This window comes from Burkholderia cepacia, from assembly GCF_029962485.1.
GTDB lineage: Bacteria > Pseudomonadota > Gammaproteobacteria > Burkholderiales > Burkholderiaceae > Burkholderia.
In genome coordinates this window covers 1,147,960-1,170,016 of sequence record NZ_CP073637.1, presented here as the reverse complement: position 1 = coordinate 1,170,016, position 22,057 = coordinate 1,147,960, and the positions used below count along the sequence as shown (strand labels likewise).

22 protein-coding genes are annotated in these 22,057 nt (G+C 66.1%); 3 read left to right on the top strand and 19 right to left on the bottom strand.

Annotated features, from left to right (window positions below; translation table 11 throughout):
* Positions 1–7 precede the first annotated feature (7 nt).
* The 15 genes from lepA to KEC55_RS05415 all read right to left on the bottom strand — a co-directional run bounded on the left by lepA (position 8) and on the right by KEC55_RS05415 (position 13,405).
* Positions 8–1,801: a translation elongation factor 4 gene (lepA, locus tag KEC55_RS05485; protein WP_282507064.1), complete on the bottom strand. Its 1,794-nt coding sequence runs from the start codon at positions 1,799–1,801 to the stop codon at positions 8–10.
* Between the two features lie 187 nt (positions 1,802–1,988).
* The gene (locus KEC55_RS05480; RefSeq protein WP_282507063.1) at positions 1,989–2,225 is read right to left on the bottom strand and encodes a glutaredoxin family protein; all 237 of its coding nucleotides are present in this window, start codon (positions 2,223–2,225) and stop codon (positions 1,989–1,991) included.
* A gap of 7 nt (positions 2,226–2,232) precedes the next feature.
* Positions 2,233–3,738, bottom strand: a complete 1,506-nt coding sequence (locus tag KEC55_RS05475; protein ID WP_282507062.1) for a DegQ family serine endoprotease — start codon at positions 3,736–3,738, stop codon at positions 2,233–2,235.
* A gap of 16 nt (positions 3,739–3,754) precedes the next feature.
* Positions 3,755–4,807: a MucB/RseB C-terminal domain-containing protein gene (locus KEC55_RS05470; RefSeq protein ID WP_059527587.1), complete on the bottom strand. Its 1,053-nt coding sequence runs from the start codon at positions 4,805–4,807 to the stop codon at positions 3,755–3,757.
* A gap of 5 nt (positions 4,808–4,812) precedes the next feature.
* Positions 4,813–5,430, bottom strand: coding sequence for a sigma-E factor negative regulatory protein (locus KEC55_RS05465; protein WP_282507061.1), 618 nt, complete (start codon positions 5,428–5,430; stop codon positions 4,813–4,815).
* 86 nt (positions 5,431–5,516) lie between these two features.
* Entirely contained in the window at positions 5,517–6,116 is a 600-nt protein-coding gene (gene rpoE, locus KEC55_RS05460; RefSeq protein WP_006490873.1) for an RNA polymerase sigma factor RpoE, read from the bottom strand.
* Positions 6,117–6,207: 91 nt separating this feature from the next.
* Positions 6,208–6,672 carry a hypothetical protein gene (locus tag KEC55_RS05455; protein WP_282507060.1) on the bottom strand — a complete coding sequence of 155 codons (465 nt, stop codon included), beginning with the start codon at positions 6,670–6,672 and terminating at the stop codon, positions 6,208–6,210.
* An 11-nt stretch (positions 6,673–6,683) separates the two neighbouring features.
* Complete coding sequence (gene fabF / locus KEC55_RS05450) at positions 6,684–7,916, bottom strand: beta-ketoacyl-ACP synthase II (RefSeq protein WP_282507059.1); 1,233 nt, start codon at positions 7,914–7,916, stop codon at positions 6,684–6,686.
* Between the two features lie 164 nt (positions 7,917–8,080).
* Positions 8,081–8,320: an acyl carrier protein gene (gene acpP, locus KEC55_RS05445; protein ID WP_004197638.1), complete on the bottom strand. Its 240-nt coding sequence runs from the start codon at positions 8,318–8,320 to the stop codon at positions 8,081–8,083.
* 144 nt (positions 8,321–8,464) lie between these two features.
* Positions 8,465–9,214 (bottom strand): 3-oxoacyl-ACP reductase FabG, encoded by a 750-nt coding sequence (fabG, locus tag KEC55_RS05440; protein WP_282507058.1) that lies wholly within the window; start codon positions 9,212–9,214, stop codon positions 8,465–8,467.
* 36 nt (positions 9,215–9,250) lie between these two features.
* Positions 9,251–10,183, bottom strand: a complete 933-nt coding sequence (gene fabD / locus KEC55_RS05435; protein WP_282507057.1) for an ACP S-malonyltransferase — start codon at positions 10,181–10,183, stop codon at positions 9,251–9,253.
* A gap of 83 nt (positions 10,184–10,266) precedes the next feature.
* The gene (locus KEC55_RS05430; RefSeq protein ID WP_175918899.1) at positions 10,267–11,256 is read right to left on the bottom strand and encodes a beta-ketoacyl-ACP synthase III; all 990 of its coding nucleotides are present in this window, start codon (positions 11,254–11,256) and stop codon (positions 10,267–10,269) included.
* Positions 11,257–12,363: a phosphate acyltransferase PlsX gene (gene plsX / locus KEC55_RS05425; RefSeq protein ID WP_042975164.1), complete on the bottom strand. Its 1,107-nt coding sequence runs from the start codon at positions 12,361–12,363 to the stop codon at positions 11,257–11,259.
* A gap of 128 nt (positions 12,364–12,491) precedes the next feature.
* A complete protein-coding gene (gene rpmF, locus KEC55_RS05420) occupies positions 12,492–12,671 on the bottom strand; it encodes a 50S ribosomal protein L32 (protein WP_006051932.1) in 180 nt (59 codons plus the stop codon).
* Positions 12,672–12,769: 98 nt separating this feature from the next.
* Complete coding sequence (locus tag KEC55_RS05415; RefSeq protein WP_282507056.1) at positions 12,770–13,405, bottom strand: DUF177 domain-containing protein; 636 nt, start codon at positions 13,403–13,405, stop codon at positions 12,770–12,772.
* Between the two features lie 230 nt (positions 13,406–13,635).
* Between KEC55_RS05415 and KEC55_RS05410 the strand changes: the two genes are divergently transcribed.
* Both KEC55_RS05410 and KEC55_RS05405 read left to right on the top strand, forming a co-directional pair.
* On the top strand, positions 13,636–14,268 hold the full coding sequence (locus KEC55_RS05410; protein WP_282507055.1) for a Maf-like protein: 633 nt from the start codon (positions 13,636–13,638) through the stop codon (positions 14,266–14,268).
* Positions 14,265–14,987, top strand: coding sequence for an SAM-dependent methyltransferase (locus tag KEC55_RS05405; protein WP_043181959.1), 723 nt, complete (start codon positions 14,265–14,267; stop codon positions 14,985–14,987). Before KEC55_RS05410 ends, KEC55_RS05405 begins: the two co-directional genes overlap by 4 nt.
* A gap of 59 nt (positions 14,988–15,046) precedes the next feature.
* Here KEC55_RS05405 and KEC55_RS05400 read toward each other — a convergent pair whose 3' ends face one another.
* From KEC55_RS05400 to KEC55_RS05385, 4 genes are read right to left on the bottom strand one after another with little or no spacing between them, the layout of a single operon-like run.
* Entirely contained in the window at positions 15,047–16,039 is a 993-nt protein-coding gene (locus KEC55_RS05400) for a S49 family peptidase (protein ID WP_059235382.1), read from the bottom strand.
* 12 nt (positions 16,040–16,051) lie between these two features.
* Positions 16,052–16,453: a Rieske (2Fe-2S) protein gene (locus KEC55_RS05395; RefSeq protein WP_282507054.1), complete on the bottom strand. Its 402-nt coding sequence runs from the start codon at positions 16,451–16,453 to the stop codon at positions 16,052–16,054.
* Positions 16,450–17,109 carry an HAD-IA family hydrolase gene (locus tag KEC55_RS05390; RefSeq protein WP_176046833.1) on the bottom strand — a complete coding sequence of 220 codons (660 nt, stop codon included), beginning with the start codon at positions 17,107–17,109 and terminating at the stop codon, positions 16,450–16,452. The genes KEC55_RS05395 and KEC55_RS05390 overlap by 4 nt, the downstream gene beginning before the upstream one ends.
* A 5-nt stretch (positions 17,110–17,114) precedes the next feature.
* Positions 17,115–18,119: an RluA family pseudouridine synthase gene (locus tag KEC55_RS05385; protein WP_282507053.1), complete on the bottom strand. Its 1,005-nt coding sequence runs from the start codon at positions 18,117–18,119 to the stop codon at positions 17,115–17,117.
* 722 nt (positions 18,120–18,841) lie between these two features.
* Here KEC55_RS05385 and KEC55_RS05380 point away from each other — a divergent pair.
* Positions 18,842–22,009 (top strand): Rne/Rng family ribonuclease, encoded by a 3,168-nt coding sequence (locus tag KEC55_RS05380; protein WP_282507052.1) that lies wholly within the window; start codon positions 18,842–18,844, stop codon positions 22,007–22,009.
* The last annotated feature ends 48 nt before the right edge of the window (positions 22,010–22,057 follow it).

Sequence of the window (22,057 nt, the reverse complement as noted above, 5' to 3'; positions counted from 1 at the left end):
AGTCCTGTTATTTGTCTTCGACGCGCAAGATCGCAAGGAACGCTTCCTGCGGGATCTCGACCGAACCCACCTGCTTCATGCGTTTCTTGCCGGCCTTCTGCTTTTCGAGCAGCTTCTTCTTACGCGTGATGTCGCCGCCATAACACTTCGCCAGCACGTTCTTGCGCAGCGCCTTGATGTTCTCGCGGGCAATGATATGCGCACCGATCGTCGCCTGAATCGCCACGTCGTACATCTGGCGCGGAATGATTTCGCGCATCTTCGCCGCCACTTCGCGGCCGCGATACTGCGATTGCGACCGGTGGACGATCACCGACAGCGCGTCGACCTTGTCGCCGTTGATCAGCATGTCGACCTTCACAACATCGGCCGACCGGTATTCCTTGAACTCGTAATCCATCGACGCATAGCCGCGCGACACCGACTTCAGTCGATCGAAGAAATCGAGCACGATCTCGGCCATCGGGATTTCGTAGGTCAGCTGCACCTGGCGGCCGTGATACTGCATGTTGATCTGCGAGCCGCGCTTCTGCTCGCACAACGTGATCACCGAGCCGACGTAGTCCTGCGGCATGTACAGGTTCACCGTGACGATCGGCTCGCGGATCTCCTCGATCTTCGGCGGCTCTGGCATCTTCGCCGGATTCTCGACCTTGACGATCGAGCCACCGTTCATCACGACCTCGTAGACAACCGTCGGTGCGGTCGTAATGAGGTCCATGTCGAATTCGCGTTCGAGGCGCTCCTGCACGATCTCCATATGCAGGAGACCCAGGAAGCCGCACCGGAACCCGAAGCCGAGCGCCTGCGACACTTCCGGCTCGTATTGCAGCGACGCGTCGTTCAGCTTCAGCTTCTCGAGCGACTCGCGCAGCGCGTCGTACTGGTTCGCTTCCACCGGGTACAGCCCGGCGAACACCTGCGGCTTCACTTCCTTGAAGCCCGGCAGCGCTTCAGCAGCGGCCTTGGTCGCGTGCGTGACGGTATCGCCGACCTTCGCGGCCGTCAGTTCCTTGATGCCGGCGATGATGAAGCCCACCTGCCCCGCCGACAGCGAATCGAGATTGCGCGACTTCGGCGTGAACACACCGACGTGCTCGACCGGATACTGCGCGCCGGTCGCCATCATCTTGATCTTGTCCTTCGGACGCAGCGTGCCGTTGACGATGCGCACCAGCATCACGACGCCGACGTAGTTGTCGAACCACGAATCAATGATGAGCGCCTGCAGCGGCGCGTCGGGGTCGCCCTTCGGCGGCGGCACCTTCGCGATCAGCGACTCGAGCACGTCTTCGACGCCGAGCCCCGTCTTCGCGCTACAACGCGTCGCGTCGGTCGCGTCGATGCCGATTACGTCCTCGATCTCCTCGATCGCGTTCTCGGGGTTCGCGGCCGGCAGGTCGATCTTGTTCAGCACGGGCACGACTTCGACGCCGAGCTCGATCGCCGTGTAGCAGTTCGCGACCGTCTGCGCCTCGACGCCCTGGCTGGCATCGACGACCAGCAGCGCGCCTTCGCACGCAGACAGCGAACGGCTGACCTCGTACGAGAAGTCGACGTGCCCCGGCGTGTCGATCAGGTTCAGGTTGTAGACCTTGCCGTCGCGCGCGCGATAAGACAATGCCGCCGTCTGCGCCTTGATCGTGATGCCGCGCTCGCGCTCGATATCCATCGAGTCGAGCACCTGCGCTTCCATTTCACGGTCGGCGAGACCGCCGCATACCTGGATGATGCGATCCGCGAGCGTCGACTTGCCATGGTCGATGTGCGCGATGATCGAGAAATTGCGAATATGATCCATTCAGTGCCGATCAAGCGAAAAAGGCGCGCTCGACGACTGCGGAGCACGCCTTGTGTAAGTCGGTGAAAAAACAGCCTATTTTAGCCGAAAAGGCTTACGACGGGCGGGATTTCGGACGGCGGCCCGCCGGAGGCGCCCACCGGGCCGAGCCCCGCACGAAGCGACGCCAGCCGGCTGCAGGCCGGGCTCAGCACCGGGCCGCCAGCGCGTCGCGCACCCGCGTGTCGTCGAACCGGTGGCGGCACACTTCCGCGCCGTCCAGCAGCAGCACGGGCACGTCCTCGTCGTAACGGGCAACCAGCGCCGCATCGGTATCGATGTCGACGTAATCGACCGCGACGCCGAATTCGGCCGCCACCGGCGCCAGTGCGTCGCGCATGTCGTCGCACAGGTGACACCAGCCGCGGCCGTAGAGCGTGAACATCGGTGCGTTACTTCTGGCGTGGCCGCACGGGCACGAACTGCGTGTTGTCGCCACGCCGCACGAGCACCGCGACCGCCTTCTGCGGATCGAGCTGCGCCGTCACGTCGGCGAACTGCTTCGCGTTCGTGATGTCGGTGTCGCCGACACGCAGCACGATGTCGCCGCGCTGCAGGCCCGCACGGGCGGCCGGACCGTCGACGCCGTCAATCTGCACGCCGTTCTTCAGCTTCAGCGTCTTCATCTGGTCGGCCGTCAGGTCGCTGACCGTCAGGCCGAGCGAATTGGTCTGGCGCGGCTTCTGCGGCGCGTTCTTGCGCTGCTCGGCCTTCGCCGTCGACTCGGCCGGCGTCTCCGCGATCGTGATCGGCAGATCGCGTGCCTGACCCTTGCGCCACACGCTGACCGTCGCCTTCGCGCCGGGCTTCGTGTCGCCGACCATGCGCGGCAGATCCGACGCCGTATCGACCGAACGGCCGTTGAACTTCAGGATAATGTCGCCCGGCTGGATGCCCGCCTTGTCGGCCGGGCCACCCGGCTCGACGCTGCTGACGAGCGCGCCTTCGGCCTTCGGCAGCCCGATCGAGTCGGCCACGTCCTTCGTCACCTCGCCGATCGCGACCGCGATCCGGCCACGCGTGACCTTGCCGGTCGCCTTCAGCTGGTCGGCCACGCGCATCGCCTCGTCGATCGGAATCGCGAACGAGATGCCCATGAAGCCGCCGGTCCGGCTGTAGATCTGCGAGTTGATGCCGATCACCTCGCCCTGCATGTTGATCAGCGGGCCGCCCGAGTTGCCGGGGTTCACGGCGACGTCGGTCTGGATGAACGGCAGGTAGTCGCCCGTGTTGCGGCTCTTCGAGCTGACGATGCCGGCCGTGACCGTGTTGTCGAGGCCGAACGGCGAACCGATCGCGACGACCCACTCGCCGACGCGCACCTTGTTCGAATCGCCGATCGCGACGACCGGCAGGTTCGACGCCTGGATCTTCACGACCGCGACGTCCGTGCGATCGTCGACGCCAATCAGCTTCGCCTTGAATTCACGCTTGTCGGTCAGCGTCACGTAGATGGTGTCCGCATCGTCGACGACGTGCGCATTGGTCATCACGTAACCGTCGGCCGACACGATGAAGCCCGAACCCACGCCACGGTTCTGCTCGGTGTCGGGCGGATTGTCCGGCGCCGGCGCGTTCTTCGGGTTGCTGCCGTTGCCGCCGCCGTTACCGTTACCGGGCGCCTGCGGCAGTGGAATGCCGAAGAAGCGCCGGAAGAATTCCGACATGTCGCCGTTGTCGAAGCCCGGCGGGAGCATCCCGCGCGGGCCGCTGTTCGTCGGCACGTTGGCGGTGGTCCGGATGTTCACGACGGCCGGCCCGACCTTTTCGACGAGATCGGCGAAGTCGGGCAGGCTGGCCGCGGGAGCCGTCACCGCGAACGCGGTATGCGGCACGAGCGGCAGGCAGGCAGACAGCGCCGCCGCCGCGAGCCATTTGCGCAGCGTGAGTTTCATCATGTCGGAAGCCGTAGCGTTACTTGGAAGCCTTGTATTCTATGGCAGACGCGAACTGCTGCAACGTAGCCGGCGGCACTTCGCCGAGCACGGTGATCCAGTAGTCGCCGCGGCGCTTCACGAGAACGTTCGTTGCACCGGTGCTGCCCGCGCCTTCCTTGCGCGTATTCTTCTCGGCCGGCTCGATGAACACCGAGATCGTCGCGAGACCGTCGGTGAAGACGGCCTGATCGACCGGAATCGGCGGCTCACCCGCGTCGCGCGCGGCCATCGGCCGGCGCACTTCACGAATCTTCTGGAAGCCGGCGACGCTCGGTGCGAGCTGCCAGCCCTGCGCTTCCATGTCGACCGTCGCGACCGGCGGGCGCACGACCGTCCAGCCACTCAGGTTGCGCATGCCCGCCGCGATCGCGGCCTTGTCGCCGCTCGCGCCGCCCGTCTGCAACTGGGAGAACGCAATCTGTTCGAGCACGTGATCGTTCGCATCGAGCGTCTGCGAACGCAGCAGCAGCCCCGTGCGCGCGTCGGCCCACAGCTTGTACGTGAAGCGGTATGCATCCTTCGGCACGAGCTCGACGACCTGCGCGTCGATCCCGGCCACGCGGTCCTTGCCGAGCGACTTCGCGTCGTAGACGGACATCACGTGCTCGCCGCTCGCGCCGAGCAGCGCGGGGAACGAGTCGCGCGTCTGACGGCGCTCGACCACGCACAGCTTGCGCTCGGGAACGAACGTGTACAGCTCGTCGTTATGTCGCAGCAGCTTGCGGGGCTTGCCGTCGAGCGTCTCGATCCGCTCGAACTCGCCGTCGCGGGACGCGACGTGCGCAATGCGCGACGACTGGACATACCCGCCGCGCTGATAGACGAACGTGCCTTCGTAGCTCTGCTGCTGCGCCGCCTGCTGGACGCGGTCGAGCCAGTCCGCGGCGCCCTTGCGGGTCGCGACGGGATCGTCCGGTTGCTGGGCGCTGGCAGGAAGGGATTGAACGGACAACAGGGCGGCTGCGCAAAGCAGGAGAGCCGGCAGCCGCTTCCATCCGGAGATGGCGTGATTCAACTGCAATGTCCGCATCGGGTTTATTGGCCTGGCGTGGTGGTCACGGCTGCGCGAATCAGCGGCATCGAACCCGTGACGACGGGCTGCTGCGCGAATTGCTGGTGCGCTTCAAGATATTGGTCGAGGCTCGCGTCGCGAATGATGTTGACGTCCTGCAGGCCCGGCTGGGCCGATGCCTGTGCAACCGTCACGCGCTGCATATTACCGCCTTGCTGCGCACCGGCCGACGCGACCTGGACGGCGCCCGGGGCACCGGCCGTCTGCATCTGCGGGACGACGATCCACGTCAGCGTGGCCGCCGCGGCCGCAACCGCGAACGCGGGCACGACTCGCCGGCGCAGCGACAGCAGCTTGCGCGCGACCGGCGCGGCCGCCGGCGCGAGCAGGTGCGGCTCGCTCTCGAGCGCAGCTGACATGCGCGCGGTGAACGCAACGCTCAGCGCGGGCGACAGCGCGAGCTCGTCCGAGCGCAGCGCATCGCCGATCAGGTGGTATTGGGCCCACACAGCGCGATCCGCGCGGTCGAGCTCACCCAGAAACTGCCCGTGGTCCGGGCCATCGAACATTTCGCCATCGACCAGCGCGGAAAGGCGCTCGCCGCGCGAGCACGCTTGCGATTGCGTATTGACCGACCCCATGATGCTCCCCATCTTGCACACCCCGTCGTGACTTCACGACTCTATCCGTAACTAGACCCCGACCCGCGTCGTTCCGCCCCTGGCGCTTACCAGCGCTTGCCTTCGGGCGTATCGAGCAGCGGACGCAATTTGGCAGCGATTGCTTCGCGCGCACGGAAGATCCGCGACCGGACCGTCCCGATCGGACAGCCCATCATTTCCGCGATCTCTTCGTAGCTCAGGCCCTCGATCTCGCGCAGCGTGATTGCCTGGCGCAGTTCTTCGGGCAGCAGAGCCATTGCAGCGTTGACCGTTTCGGCAATCTGCTTGCTCATCAACATCGACTCAGGCGTGTTGATATCCCTTAGTTGGTCTGCGTCGGAGAAAGTTTCCGCTTCTTCCGCATCGGCCTCGGTCGAGGTCGGCGCCCGGCGGCCTTGCGTCGCAAGGTAGTTCTTCGCCGTGTTGACGGCAATTCGGTACAACCACGTATAGAACGCCGATTCGCCGCGAAATTGCGGCAGCGCACGATACGCCTTGATGAACGCGTCCTGGGCCACATCCTCGACCTCGGCGGGATCCCGCACGAGGCGCGAGATCAGCCGAATGATCTTGCGGTGGTATTTGGAGACCAGGAGTTCGAACGCCGCCTTGTCGCCCTTCTGTACGCGTTCGACCAGAGCCTGATCGATTTCTTTTTCACTCACCTGACAAATCCATTAACTAGGGATGCAACGCGGAGCGTCATTGTAACGTTCCCGCGCCGGACGCTGGTTACGGTACGTAACCGCGCCGTCGTCATGCCCGCCCCGCCGCACCCGCCGTGCTCGCCAGCACGGAAAGCGCGCTGAACGATGCCGCGTCGAGCGCATCGGCCGGAATCAGCAGCGGCCGGGCCCGCCGGGCGCCCTGCCCGACCGACAGCACCAGCAGCAGGCTGCTCCAGTGCGCATGGCCCGTCACGCGGCCGCGGGCCAGCAGCCTCCCGGTGCGACCAAACGCCGCAATTTCCCCGAATGCGTCGATCCGCAGCTCGGCCGGCAACCGGCGGGCGCAGGCCCGCGCGGCACACACGGCCAGCAAGGCGGCCGTCGCGGCCGACACGCATGCACCGGCGGCAGCGCCCGCGCGCGGCGCCCAGAACAGGTACGCCGACGCGGCAGCCGCCGCGACGAACACGGCCAGCACGACATACGACACGGCCGAGGCCCGCAACGCAAAGCGCTGCGGACGCCCGGCCGGCGCATCGAATGGACTCGTCAAGCGATTCAGCGTCAGACGCGCTTGAACACCAGCGTGCCGTTGGTCCCGCCGAAGCCGAAGTTGTTCTTCACGGCAACGTCGATCTTCATGTCACGCGCGGTGTTCGCGCAGTAATCGAGATCGCACTCGGGGTCCTGGTTGAAGATGTTGATGGTCGGCGGCGACACGTTGTTGTGCAGCGCCAGCACCGTGAACACCGATTCGAGGCCGCCCGCGCCGCCCAGCAGGTGGCCCGTCATCGACTTCGTCGAGTTCACGACGAGCTTGTACGCATGCTCGCCGAAGGCCGCCTTCACCGCGTCGGACTCGTTCTTGTCGCCCAACGGCGTCGACGTGCCGTGCGCGTTCAGGTACTGGACCTCGTCCGCGTTCACGCCGGCGTCGCGCAGTGCCGCGACCATGCAGCGGCGCGGGCCGTCCATGTTCGGGGCGGTCATGTGGTACGCGTCGCCCGTCATGCCGAAGCCCGAGACTTCCGCATAGATCTTCGCGCCGCGCGCCTTCGCCGCCTCGTACTCCTCGAGCACCATCACGCCGGCGCCCTCGCCCAGCACGAAGCCGTCGCGGTCCTTGTCCCACGGACGCGATGCGCTCGCCGGATCGTCGTTGCGGGTCGACAGCGCACGCGCTGCCGCGAACCCGCCGATACCGAGCGGCGACACCGTCGATTCGGCACCGCCCGCGACCATCACGTCGGCGTCGCCGGCCTGGATCAGGCGCGCGGCGAGGCCAATGCTGTGCAGGCCGGTCGTGCAGGCCGTCACGGCCGCGAGGTTCGGGCCCTTCAGGCCGAACATGATGCTCAGGTGGCCCGAGATCATGTTGATGATCGAACCCGGCACGAAGAACGGCGAAATCCGGCGCGGGCCGCGATCGACGTAGGTCTGGTGCGTATCTTCGATCATCGGCAGGCCGCCGATGCCGGAACCGACCAGCACGCCGATGCGTTCGGCGTTGGCTTCGGTCACTTCCAGCCCGCTGTCCTTGATGGCCTGGACGCCGGCGGCGATGCCGTAATGGATGAACGTATCCATGTTCCGGGCTTCCTTCGCCGGGATGTACTCCTCGGCGCTGAAACCCTTCACTTCGCCCGCGAAATGGCAGGCGAGGTTCGACGCATCGAACTTCGTGACGGTGGCGATACCGGACTTGCCGGCGACGAGATTGGCCCAGCCGTCGGCAACACTATTGCCAACAGGCGAAATCAGCCCCAGGCCTGTAACGACAACACGACGGCGGCTCACGGTAACCTCTTTTCCATTATTGGATGACAAAAACAAAAGCCACAGTGGCCACAGGAACCAGCCCTGCGAGCCCTGTGGCTGTTAGTCCGTCCGGCGCGAAGCCGGCAGGATGGCGCGTCAATCGCGAAGATCGCGGCGACGTGGCGGACAAGCGCGAAAGGCGCTTACGCCTTGACGTTTGCGCGAGCGTAGTCGATCGCTTGCTGAACGGTCGTGATCTTCTCTGCTTCTTCGTCCGGGATTTCCATGCCGAACTCGTCTTCCAGAGCCATCACCAGTTCGACCGTGTCGAGCGAGTCGGCGCCCAGGTCGTTCACGAACGAAGCTTCGTTCTTGATCTCGGCTTCCGCGACGCCCAGTTGTTCAGCGACGATCTTCTTGACACGTTGTTCGATGTTGTCCATTACCCCTCCGAGGGAAAGTTCAGATTTACAAGTGCGCGCATTTTATCAGGTTTGCTGACGCCAAAACGCGCGTTGGCTTGATGGTCGATCAAGCGCCGATCCGCCTGAAAATCGGGATACGGCGCGGATGGTAAACGAAAACCGTTACGACATGTACATGCCGCCGTTCACGTGCAGCGTCGTGCCGGTGATGTAACCGGCCTGCGGCGATGCGAGGAACGCGACGGCATGGGCGATGTCTTCCGGGCTGCCGAGGCGGCCGAGCGGAATCTGGGTCTTGAGCGCGGCCTGCTGTTCTTCCGGCAGCGTCTTCGTCATGTCGGTATCGATGAAGCCCGGCGCCACGCAGTTCACGGTGATGCCGCGGCTGCCGATCTCGCGCGCGAGCGCACGCGTCATGCCCGCCACGCCGGCCTTCGCGGCCGCATAGTTGACCTGACCCGGGTTGCCGGCCGAACCGACCACCGACGTGATGTTGATGATACGGCCGCCGCGCGCCTTCATCATCGGGCGCAGCACCGCGCGCGACAGGCGGAACACCGACTTCAGGTTGGTGTCGATCACCGCGTCCCAGTCCTCGTCCTTCATCCGCATCGCGAGCTGGTCCTGCGTGATGCCCGCGTTGTTGACGAGCACGTTCAGTGCGCCAAATTCCTTCACGGTCGCATCGATCAGCGCCTCGGCGGCGGCTGCGTCGTTGACGTTCAGCACCGCGCCGCGGCCCGTGACGCCCGCGTCCGCGAATGCCGCGGTGATCGCGGCGGCGCCCGATTCGCTCGTCGCCGTGCCGATCACCGTCGCGCCCAGGCGCGCGAGTTCGAGCGCGATCGAACGGCCGATGCCGCGCGACGCGCCGGTCACGATCGCAACCTGTTTATCCAGAGTCTTTTCCATGAATCGAATATCCGTTTCTTGAAAAAAGGCGCCGCGTCAGGCGGTCACCAGCTTGAGGGCTTCGTCGAGCGACGCCGGATCGAACACCGACGCACCCGTCAGGTTGCCGTCGATGCGCTTCGTCAGGCCGGCGAGCACCTTGCCCGGACCACATTCGATCACGTGCGTGACGCCGGTGCCGGCAATGTGCTGCACGCACTCGACCCAGCGCACCGGGCCCGCGGCCTGGCGCACCAGCGCGTCCTTGATCGCGGCCGGATCGCTGATCACGGCCACGTCGATGTTGTTGACGACCGGAATCTGCGGCGCCTTCACGTCGACGTTCACGAGGTAGTCGCGCAGTTGGTCCGACGCCGGCTTGAGCAGCGACGAATGGAACGGCGCCGACACCGCCAGCGGCAGCGCGCGCTTCGCGCCCTTCGCCTTCGCGATCTCGCACGCCTTCTCGACCGCGGCCTTGCTGCCTGCGATCACGACCTGCGCGGGCGCATTGAAGTTCACCGCTTCGACGACGCCCGCTTCCGCGGCTTCGGCGCACACTGCGCGCACCGTGTCGTCGTCGAGGCCCAGGATCGCGGCCATGCCGCCCTGGCCGACCGGCACGGCCGTTTGCATCGCCTGCGCACGGAAGCGCACGAGCGGCACCGCGTCCTTGAACGCGAGCGCACCCGCGGCGACGAGTGCCGTGTATTCACCGAGGCTGTGGCCGGCGACGATCGACGGTGCCGGGCCGCCTGCCTGCTGCCACGCGCGGTAGCACGCGTAGGCGGCCGTCAGCATCACGGGCTGCGTATTGGTGGTCAGGTTCAGCTCTTCGGCCGGGCCTTCGGCGATCAGCTTGCCGAGATCCTGATTGAGTGCATCGGACGCTTCCTGAAGCGTCTCGCGCACGACGGCCAGATCGGCGAATGCGTTGAGCATGCCGATCGCCTGCGAGCCCTGCCCCGGAAAAACGAATGCAAATTTCATATCGTCCCCAATTGAATCGATTCGGACGGCGCGCACGAACGGCGCGCCGATGGGATCCGCGCGCAGCAATCGCGCGCCGCGGATCAGAAGCGGAAGACCGACGCGCCCCAGGTGAAGCCGCCGCCGACGCCTTCAATCAACACGTGCTGGCCACGCTGGATGCGACCGTCGCGCACCGCGGTGTCGAGCGCCAGCGGGATCGACGCAGCCGACGTGTTGCCGTGCTGGTCGACCGTCACGACCATGCGCTCCTGCGGCAGGCCGAGCTTGCGGCAAGTGCTGGTCATGATGCGGATGTTGGCCTGGTGCGGAATCAGCCAGTCGATCTGCTCGGGCGCGAGATTCGCCTTCGCGAGCGCCTCGATCGCGACCTTTTCGAGCACGTTGACGGCGAGCTTGAACACGGCCTGCCCGTCCATGTACAGGAATGCGCTGCCCTCGATCACGCCGCGATTGACGTTGCCCGGCGTGCAGAGGATGTGCGAATAGCTGCCGTCCGCGTGCAGCGCGCTGCCGAGGATGCCCGGCTCTTCCGACGCGGACAGGATCACCGCGCCCGCGCCGTCGCCGAACAGCACGCAGGTCGTGCGGTCCTTGAAGTCGAGAATGCGCGAGAACGTCTCCGCGCCGACCACGAGCGCCGTACGGTGCTGGCCGCTGCGGATGAAGCTGTCGGCCGTCGCCATCGCGTACGCGAAGCCCGAACACACGGCCTGCACGTCGAATGCCGCGCCGCCGTTCTTGATGCCGAGCTTGTTCTGCAGCAGGCACGCGGTGCTCGGGAACACGAAATCGGGGGTCGAAGTCGCGACGATGATCAGGTCGATCGACTGCGGATCGATGCCGGCCGCTTCGATCGCGCGACGCGACGCCTCGAGCGCGAGATCGCTCGTCGTGACGTCCGGTGCGGCGAAATGGCGCGCATGGATGCCCGTGCGCGCAACGATCCACTCATCGCTCGTCTCGATGCCTTCCTTCGCAAGGCGATCGGTCAACTGCTGGTTCGTGACGCGGTCAGGCGGCAGATAGCTGCCCGTGCCGAGCACGCGGGAATAGAGAGTCGATTGGGCCATTTATGCTTTAGAGGATTGCGCAGCGGAAGGTTCGGCGTGATGGCCTGCGGCGGGGCTTGCATGGCCCGCGCCGCCCGCGTTGTGTTCGCCATCGCCGAGCGACACCGAATTATCCGCCATCGCACGCGTGAGGCGCTCCAGCACGCCGTTTTTGACGGCATCATACCCGCGTTTGATTGCCCACTCAAACGCGTAGGCGTCGGCCGAACCATGGCTCTTGATCACGAGGCTCTTCAGCCCCAGCAGCGCCGCGCCGTTGTACTGGCGGTGGTCGACGCGCTTCTTGAAACGCATCAGCACCGGCAGCGCGAGCAGCGCCATCAGCTTCGACATCAGCGAACGGCCGAACTCCTCGCGGATGATGTCGGACAGCATCTGCGCGAGCCCTTCCGACGTCTTCAGCGCGACGTTGCCGACGAAGCCGTCGCACACGATCACGTCGACGGTGCCCTTGTAGATGTCGTTGCCTTCCACGTTGCCGCGGAAATTGAGCGTGCTGGCACGCAGCAGTTCACCTGCGCGCTTGATCGTCTCGTTGCCCTTGATGACCTCTTCGCCGATGTTCAGCAGGCCGATCGTCGGGCGCTCCTTGCCTTCGAGCGCGGCCACGAGGGCGTGCCCCATCTCCGCGAACTGCAGCAGGTGCTGCGGTTCGCAGTCGACGTTCGCGCCGAGGTCCAGCATCATCGTGTAGCCGGTCGGGTTCGGCAGCGCGAACGCGATCGCGGGCCGCTCGATGCCGGGCAGCGTCTTGAGTACGTAACGGGAAACGGCCATCAGCGCGCCGGTATTGCCGGCGGAGATACAGGCCTGCGCCGCGCCTTCCTTGACGTGGTTGAGCGCGACACGCATCGAAGAATCCTTCTTCTTGCGCAGCGCCACTTCGACAGGGTCGTCCATCGCCACGACTTCGGTGGCGGGAACGATGGTCAGCGCGGGATCGTCGAGGGCTTTCAGCTTCTTCAGCTGAGCGCGGATTGCGCTTTCGATGCCGACGAGCATCAGGTGCGCATCGGGATGCGCGCGGACGAACTTGACTGCTGCGGGAACGGTCACGGACGGGCCGTGGTCGCCTCCCATGCAATCGATAGTGAGCTTTACGGTCATGGAATGCGACGAATTTCAGGCACAAAAAAGCGGCAGTTGAATGCCGCCTTTTTGTTGCGCCAGGAAAGTGTCAAGCGACCAGTTGTCACGCGAACGACGAGCGTAGCGCGCAACGCGTGACTTGACGCTTAGTCGTTCTTCGTCTTGACGACTTTCTTGCCGCGATAGTAGCCGTTCGGGCTGACGTGGTGACGCAGATGCACTTCACCCGTGCTCGGCTCGACTGCCAGCGGCGCTGCCGTCAGGAAATCGTGCGAACGATGCATGCCGCGCTTCGACGGCGACTTCTTGTTTTGCTGGACTGCCATGACTAACTCCTAAATAATTTTCCGGATTCTAACACAGCCCGATCCGACGCTTAACTACCCTGGCCCAAAGCCCTTACGCCTTCCCGCGCCACAACTGCTTAGTGTTTCTTGGTGCCGTCACCGCCCTTCTTCAACGCTTCCAGCGCTGCGAACGGATTCGGCCGTTTGCCTTCGTCCCCGGCTTCCTCGGACTCTTCATCCGTCTCTTCCGCGGGACCGCTCGCACCCGACACGAGGCTTTCGTGGACTGCCGGGCAAACCTCGTGCTTGGGCACGAGCGGCAACGAAAGCAGCAATTCCTCTTCGATCAAGTCGACGAGATCGAACTGGCGTGAGCCCACGATCACATCGGCTTCATCGTCGTCGAGCGGAAATTCTTCAGCTTCTTCTTCGGTCGCGACGACCCGGTACGTCATGTCGACGTCGAACGTCTGGTCGTACGGGGTCACGCAGCGCTGGCACGTGAGCCACGCATGGCCATGCACCGCGAGGCGCAGATACGGCTGCTGCCCATCGGCGCCGTCGTCCTGCAATTCCTTCTGCGTGAACCCTTCCGCCTGCCAAGTGAAAACCGTGTCGCGATCTGGCGCGTCCGCCGGCACTTCGTTTAACATGCGCGGCAGTTGCGAGAGGCGCACCGCCCCTGCTGCCTGCCGGCCGCTGCGGGCGAACTCGAACAGGTCGACCGCATGCGGATCAAGCGCCGCCGCAGGTTTGCCAGAAGAAGTGTTCATGTGCGCTCCTGCCTACAGGCTGACTTGCGAATCCGGCTTGGCACCGCTCGCGTACGGCTCATCCGCGGATGACGTACTTTACTTCCGAAGACCCGGCAGGCGCCACCACAACAGAAGCCTGCCGACGAAAAGCGGGAAAGCATACCTGTTTTACCTTTTGCGGTCAATCACTTAAGCTTGCGTCCGCGCAACGCCGCTCCACACCTGACGACTCACCGATCCAACCGACCATGCCGGATACCGTTTGCCGCCCGCCGCGGCTGATTCTCGCCTCCAGTTCCCGCTACCGCCGCGCGCTCCTCGAGCGCCTCGGCGTACCGTTCGACGTCGTGTCGCCCGACCTCGACGAAACCCCGCTCGACGGCGAAACGCCGGCTGCGACCGCGCTGCGCCTCGCCGATGCGAAAGCACGCGCCGTCGCCGCGACGATCGACGCGCCCGACGGCGTGCTCGTGATCGGGTCGGACCAGGTCGCGACCTTCGACGGCCACCAGATCGGCAAGCCCGGCACGCACGAGCGCGCACTCGCGCAGCTCGTGTTGATGCAGGGCCGCGCCGTCGAATTCCACAGCGCGCTTTGCCTGTACGACAGCCGGACGGGCGAAGCGCAGGTCGAGGACATCGTCACGCACGTGCGCTTCCGCTCGCTGCCCGAGGCCGAACTCGACGCCTACCTGCGCGCGGAAACGCCATACGACGTCGCCGGCAGCGCGAAATCCGAAGGGCTCGGCATCGCGCTGCTCGACGCGATCGATTCCAACGACCCGACCGCGCTCGTCGGCCTGCCGCTGATCGCGCTCACGCGGATGCTGCGCGCCGCCGAATACCCGCTGTTTGCAACCACCCGTGGAGACCGCGCATGACCGCCGGCACGCTTTACCTCGTCCCGAACACGCTTGGCGAAGGCGACGAATCGATGCTCGCCGCGGTGCTGCCCGCGGCCGTCCAGGCGCGCGCCGGCACGCTCGGCTATTACATCGGCGAGAACGCGAAAACGACGCGCGCGTTTCTGAAGAAGATCGGCACGACGCGCCCGATCCAGGAAATCGAGATCAGCGAACTGAACGTCAATACGCCGGCCGGCGCGATCGACCGGCTGCTCGCGCCCATACTGGCCGGCGCTGACGCCGGCCTGGTGTCGGAGGCCGGCTGCCCGGCCGTCGCCGATCCCGGCGCGCTGCTGGTGCGCCGCGCGCACGAGCGCGGCGTGAAGGTCGTGCCGCTCGTCGGGCCGAGTTCGATCCTGCTCGCGCTGATGGCATCGGGCCTGAACGGCCAGAGCTTCGCGTTCAACGGCTACCTGCCGGTCGATGCGGCCGCGCGCGCGAAGCGCTTGCGCGAACTCGAGCAACTGTCACGCAAGGCGCGCCAGACGCAGATCTTCATCGAAACGCCGTACCGGAATCACGCGATGCTCGACACGCTGGTCGCGACCTGCGCGCCGTCGACGCAGATTTGCGTCGCGGCCGACCTGACCCTCGCGACCGAGACGATCGCGAGCCGCACCGTGGCCGACTGGAAAAAGGCGCCTGCGCCGAACCTGCACAAGCGACCCGCGATCTTCCTGCTGCTCGCGAACTGACGCCACGCTCGGCGATCAGCCAACTGACAGGCGGGCCATCGCGGCCCGCCGCCAGCCTGTCAGCGCAGGCTGACCGACGCGCCGCCGGCCGTCAGCGCCTTCATCGCGGCGCCGCCGACGGCCGCGCCGAACTTGCGCGCGACACGGTTCGTCAGGCTTTCCTTCACCGTGTAATCGACGAGATCCGGCGCCTTCAGCACGTCGCGCGCGACCGTGTCGGTCGTGCCGTAACCGTCGGCAAGCCCCAGCTCGACGCTCTTCTCGCCCGTCCAGAACAGGCCCGAGAACATGTCGGGCGTCTCGTGCAGCCGCTTGCCGCGGCCATCCTTCACGGCCTTGATGAACTGCGCGTGCACCTGATCGAGCAGCGCCTGCGCGTGCGCGTCCATCTTCGGCGTCTCCGGCGAGAACGGATCGTAGAAGCCCTTGTTTTCACCTGACGTATGCAGGCGGCGTTCGACGCCGAGCTTGCCCATCAGCCCCGTGAAACCGAAACCGTCCATCAGCACGCCGATCGACCCGACGATGCTCGCCTTGTCGACGAAGATCTTGTCGGCCGCGGCCGCGATGTAATAGCCGCCCGATGCGCACATGTCGGTCACGACGACATACAGCGGCTTGTCCGGATGCTTCGCACGCAGCCGCCGGATCTCGTCGTAGACCATCCCGGCCTGCACGGGGCTGCCGCCCGGGCTGTTGATCCGCAGCACGACGCCGGCCGTGCCGTCGTCGTCGAATGCGGCGTCGAGCGCCGTATTGATGTCGTCGGCGTTCGCATTGACGCCGGCCGCGATCTCGCCGTCGATCGTCACGAGCGCCGTGTGCCGCCCGCTCGACGAAAACTTCGAATCGCTCGAGAAATCGATCAGCGCGAACGCGAACAGCACGAACACGCCGAGGAACGCGAAGCGGAAGAAGATCTTCCAGCGCCGCGCCGCACGCTGCTCCTTGACGGCCGCGAGCGCGATCCGTTCGAGCGCCGCGCGCTCCCAGTTCGGTTCACGGCTGTCGGGACGGGAGGAGGATTCCGGGGAATTCGGTTGGTCGGCCATGCAGTGGTGTCGTCAGTCGGTCGTGGCGGGAGTGGCAGGATGCAGGTCGGCATCCGGCACCCAGAATACCGCACGGCCGTCGGGCGTGTCGCGTTCGTCGACCTCGACCGGCCGCAGGCGGCCGCCGCGGCACGGGCCGCCGACGCACTTGCCGGTGTTCGGCTCGTAGATCGCGCCATGTGTCGCGCACATCAGGTAGAGGCCCGACGACTCGAAGAACTGCCCTTCGGCCCAGTCGAGCTCCATCGGCACATGCGCACAACGATTCAGGTAGCCGTAGGCACGGCCGTCGTAGCGCACGAAGAACACGACGGCCTGCTCACCGCGCAGCGTCGCGTCGACGCGCACGCCGGCGCCGCCGTCGGTCAGCGCGTCCGATGCGCACACGCGCACGGCGTCCGGCGCCGTGCTCATGCGTACTCCCTCAGCCATTCGGCCAGCGCACCGACATCGGGCGCGACGAAGCGCGGCGCGAGCGCCGCCAGCGCATCGGCCGTGTGCGCGCCATACGCGACCCCGACGCCAGCCGCACCGGCGCTCGCGGCCATCTGCAGGTCGTGCGTCGTGTCGCCGATCATCACGGTGCGCGACAAGTCCTGCCCCAATTCCCGCGACAACTCGTGCAGCATCGCCGGGTGCGGTTTCGAGAACGTCTCGTCCGCGCAGCGCGTCGCATCGAACACGCTCGTCAGCTTCGACTGGTCGAGCACGCGGTTCAGCCCCACCCGCCCCTTGCCGGTCGCCACCGCGAGCAGATAGCCCGTGTCGCGCAGTTCAGCGAGCAGTTCGCGTACGCCGGCGAACAGCTCGATGCGCTGGTCGTCGAGCAGATAGTGATAGCGGTAGCGCTCGGCGAGTCTCGAGTACTCGGACGGATCGAGGGTCGGAGCCGTAATCTGCAGCGCATCGCGCAGGCCGAGGCCGATCACGTAGCGCGACGCCTCGTCGGAGGGCGTGGGCAGGCCGAGATCGCGGCATGCGGCCTGGATGCTGTGCGCGATGTGCGCAGTCGAATCCATCAGCGTGCCGTCCCAGTCGAAGACGATCAGGTCAAATTGCTGTCGAGCCATGCGGTTCAGGCGGTATCGCGCAATGCGCTGAGTTGATCGAGGAAACGCTGGCAGTCATCCGGCAGCGGCGCGTCGAACTGCAGCGCCTCGCCGGTGATCGGATGGGCAAGCCGCAGCCGGTACGCATGCAGGAACATCCGCTTCAGCGACGGTTGCGCGTTCGCGCGCGCCAGCGCCTTGTTGAGTGCGAAATCGCCATACTTGGCGTCGCCGGCGATCGGCAGGCCGAGATGCGCGAGGTGCACGCGGATCTGATGGGTTCGACCCGTTTTGAGTTCCGCTTCGACGAGCACGTAGTCGGACCAGCTGTCGACGAGGTTGAACACCGTATGCGACGGCTGCCCGTCGTCCTGCACGCGCACGCGGCGCTCCCCTTCCGGGGTCGAATACTTGAACAGCGGCACCTTCACCGCGCGGCGGCGCCCCCAGTCGGGCTGCCATTCGCCGTGCGCACAGGCGAAGTAGCGCTTGTCCATCCGGTTCTCGCGGATCTGTTCGTGCAGGCCGACCAGCGCCGTGCGCTTCTTCGCGAGCATCAGGATCCCGGACGTCTCGCGGTCGAGCCGGTGCACGAGTTCGAGGAATTTCGCGCGCGGGCGCGCCTGGCGCATCTGCTCGATCACGCCGAACGCGACGCCGCTGCCGCCGTGCACGGCAACGCCGGCCGGCTTGTCGATGACGAGCATCGCGTCGTCCTCGTACAGCACGTTGAAATTCGCGGGTGGCACGATGGGCGTGTCGGCGCGTGCGAGGTCCGCCGCCGCCACACGCACGGGCGGCACGCGGACAACGTCGCCCAGGGCCAGGCGGTACTGCGCATCGATCCGGCCCTTGTTCACACGCACTTCGCCGCTGCGGAGGATCCGGTAAATATGGCTTTTCGGCACGCCTTTACAGACGCGCAACAGGAAGTTGTCGATCCGCTGACCGGCCGAGTTTTCGTCGATCTCGATCATCGATACCTGGCCGCTTGCGACTGAATTCTGGGATATTTTGCCTAACTCATTCATACTGAATATAATTTTGCCCAGCCTGACGTTGAGGGTGGCCTGACCGGCCGGCCCCGACCGAGTCGGGCAAGGCGCAAGCGGAAACCGTTATTTTACTTGCGCCGGGGGTCTACTGCTCGCCCCTAATCAAAGAGATGCAGCAAGTTGCACGCACGGCGCTGCCCGTCGGCAAGGATCGCGCCCACAGGCGGATTCGGTCGGCAAGGCGCCGCGGTAACGGAAAGTTGGTTGAAAAGAATTTGATCGGCAGCCCGACGGCGCGAAGTGCGTCCGCAGGCTGCCGGTTGCGAAAATTACGGCGTTGCGCCCGATTTGGTCCCGCGAAGCGTGCGGGACTTGGCGACGTCAAACCAGGGAAGTACACCCCAAGCGGGAAAGTCGGGCTGGATTCGATACTCCCCGCTGCGGCCCAAGCCGCAGCATCTGCCGCCCGTCGGCGCGCGCGACGCATTGCGCGCGCCCGTGGCAATGCCCGGACTCAGGCTTAGCGCGCTTTTGCAGCGTGCGGTGTGTGAACGCCGTGCTTTGAAACCGTATTCGCAGGTGCCCTACGGCCGCCGGCCCCGTCTTTCGGGCCCAAGCGCCTCTTCAGGCAATTCTCCCCGCCATCGTTCCCGCTCCAGCGTGCTTGTGACAACACAACAAGGTGCGGCCTGCCGTCGTTCCCGCCTTCGCGACTGACAACCGCGAGGCGCCGGCAGCGGAGCCGCCTGGAGTCGTTCATGAAACGCATGCTGTTCAATGCGACGCAGCAGGAGGAGCTGCGCGTCGCCATCGTTGACGGGCAGAAGCTCATCGACATCGACATCGAGACAGCCGGGCGCGAACAGCGCAAAGGCAATATCTACAAAGGTGTCATCACCCGCATCGAGCCGTCGCTCGAAGCGTGCTTCGTCAACTACGGCGAAGACCGCCACGGCTTCCTGCCGTTCAAGGAAGTCGCCCGCCAGTACTTCAAGGAAGGCATCGACATGCGCTCCGCGCGCATTCAGGATGCCCTGCGCGAAGGCCAGGAGCTGATCGTCCAGGTCGAGAAGGAAGAGCGTGGCAACAAGGGCGCCGCCCTCACCACCTTCATCTCGCTCGCCGGCCGTTACCTCGTGCTGATGCCGAACAATCCGCGCGGCGGCGGCGTGTCGCGCCGGATCGAAGGCGACGAGCGCCAGGAACTGCGCGAAACGATGGCGCAACTGCAGATTCCGGACGGCATGAGCATGATCGCCCGTACCGCGGGCATCGGCCGCAGCGCCGAAGAACTGCAGTGGGACCTGAACTACCTGCTGCAACTGTGGCGCGCGATCGAAGCGGCATCGCAAAGCGGCAACGCCGGCCAGCCGATGCTGATCTATCTGGAATCGAGCCTCGTGATCCGCGCGATCCGGGACTATTTCCAGCCCGATATCGGCGAAATCCTGATCGATACGAACGAAATTCACGATCAGGCCCGCGCATTCATGGATATCGTGATGCCGGACAACGTCGCGAAGGTGAAGCGCTACCACGACGACGTGCCGCTGTTCTCCCGCTTCCAGATCGAGCACCAGATCGAGACCGCGTACTCGCGCACGGTGCCGCTGCCGTCGGGCGGCGCGATCGTGATCGACCACACCGAAGCGCTCGTCGCGATCGACGTGAACTCGGCGCGCGCGACCAAGGGCGCGGACATCGAGGAAACGGCGACCCGCACGAACCTCGAAGCAGCCGACGAAGTCGCCCGCCAGCTCCGCCTGCGCGACCTCGGCGGCCTGATCGTGATCGATTTCATCGACATGGAATCGGCGAAGAGCCAGCGCGAAGTCGAGCAGCGCCTGAAAGACGCGCTCAAGCATGACCGCGCGCGCGTGCAGATGGGCAAGATCTCCCGTTTCGGCCTGATGGAACTGTCGCGCCAGCGCCTGCGTCCGGCCCTGTCGGAAGGCAGCCACGTGACCTGCCCGCGTTGTAACGGCACCGGCCACATCCGCGATACCGAATCGTCCGCGCTGCAGGTCCTGCGGATCATTCAGGAAGAAGCGATGAAGGAAAACACCGCGGCGATCCACTGCCAGGTGCCGGTCGAGGTGACCGCCTTCCTGCTCAACGAAAAGCGTCAGGAAATCAACAAGATCGAGTCGCGCTTCAAGGTCGGCATCGTGCTGATCCCGAACAAGCACCTCGATACGCCGCATTACAAGCTCGAGCGCCTGCGTCACGACGATGCGCGCCTCGACGATCCGCGCGCGTCGTGGAAGATGGCCGAGGAAGCCGCCCGCGAACTGGAGTCGGAAACCGGCTACAGCAAGCGCGCAGCAGAGGTGAAGCCGAAGCAGGAAGCCGCGGTCAAGGGCATCACGCCCGAGCGTCCGGCCCCGAGCCCGGCACCGCAGCGTCCGGTCGAACCGGTTGCCGCGCCCGCCCCTGTCGTCGCGGCAAGCGGCGGCTTCATCGGCTGGCTGAAAGGCCTGTTCGGCGTGTCGCCGGCCCCGGCACCCGCACCGGTTGCTCCGGCACCGGCCAAGGAGCAGACAGCCCGTCCGGCCCGCGAGCGGACCGAGAAGAGCGAGCAACGCGGCGGCGACCGCAATCGCAACCGTCGTGGCGGCGCGCAGCAGGCGCAAGGCGGCCGCGACCAGGCAGCAGTAGGCCGTGGCCAGCCGCAACGCCAGGAACGCGAAGGCAAGGAAGTGCGCGAACCGCGTGAAGGCCGTGAGCCGCGCGAGGGTCGCGAGCCGCGTGAAGGTCGCGAAAACCGCGAAGGTCGTGAGGGCCGCGAAGGTCGCGAGGGCCGTGGCCCGCGCGAAGGCCGCGAACCGCGCGAACCGCGTGAAAGCCGTGAACCGCGTGAACCGCGCGAGAACCGCGAACCGCGCGAGCGTGCCGAGCAGCCGGAAGCCGTCGAGGCAACCGGCCGTGGCGAGCGCCAGGAACGCGGCGAGCGTCGCGAGCGCGGCGAGCGCCGCAAGCCGACCCAGCATGCGGCCACGCTCGAGACCGTCAACCGCGGTGAAAACCATCCGGAATCGGAAGACGACAAGGCCGTTGCAGAGGCCCTGCCCGGCGCCGACCTGGCAGCCGATGCGGAAGCCGGCGCGCGTGACGGTGAAGAGCGCCGCCGCCGCCGCCGCGGCCGCCGCGGCGGTCGTCGCGAGCGTGACGAAGACGGCGCAATCATCGACCAGGCCGAGCAAGGCGCGGATGGCGAAGCGGCCGTGCAAGCCGTGACGCCGGAAGCACCGGCTGCTGTCGAACCGGCCCACACGGCCGCACCGGCAGTCGTCGCGGCCGTGGCAAGCGCCGTCGCCGTGGAAGCAGTCGTCGAGCAGCATGCTGCACCGGCCGCTGTCGAAGCCCAGCCGGCACCGGCACCCGCCGAAGCTGCTCCGGTCGAGCCGGCCGTCGCCGTCCAGGCAGTGGAACCGGCACCGGTTGCACCGGCTGTCGTCACCGAAGCCGGCCCGGCTCCGGTCGAGGTTTCGCCGACCGACGCGTTCGAAGTGCCGGCAGTTCCGGCTGCGGCCCCGGCCGTTGTCGAGGCGCCGCAGTCCGCGGCCGTCGAGCAAGCCGCACCGGCCGTGGCGATCGAAGCCGCTCCGGTGGCTGTCGAGCCGGCACCGGTCGAAGTTGCGCCGGTCGAGGCCGTCGCAGCACCGGCACCGGCAGCACCGGCACCGGCAGCAGCAGCGCCGGCAGCAGCTCCCGCGCAACCGGCAGCCGCGCCCGCTTCGGCGAGCCTGGATGTCGTGCTGGAGCAAGCCGGCCTCGTCTGGGTGAACACGGACGCCAACAAGTTCGCCGCTGCGCAGGAAGCCGCGTCGCAACTCCCGCGTCCGTCCCGCGTGCCGCGTGAACGCAAGGCGCTGCCGCCGGCCGATACGGCCCCGATGCAGCAGGTCGAAACGACGCACCACTAAAACGGCGCATCGCCTGACCAGGAAAAGCCCGCCTCCGGCGGGCTTTTT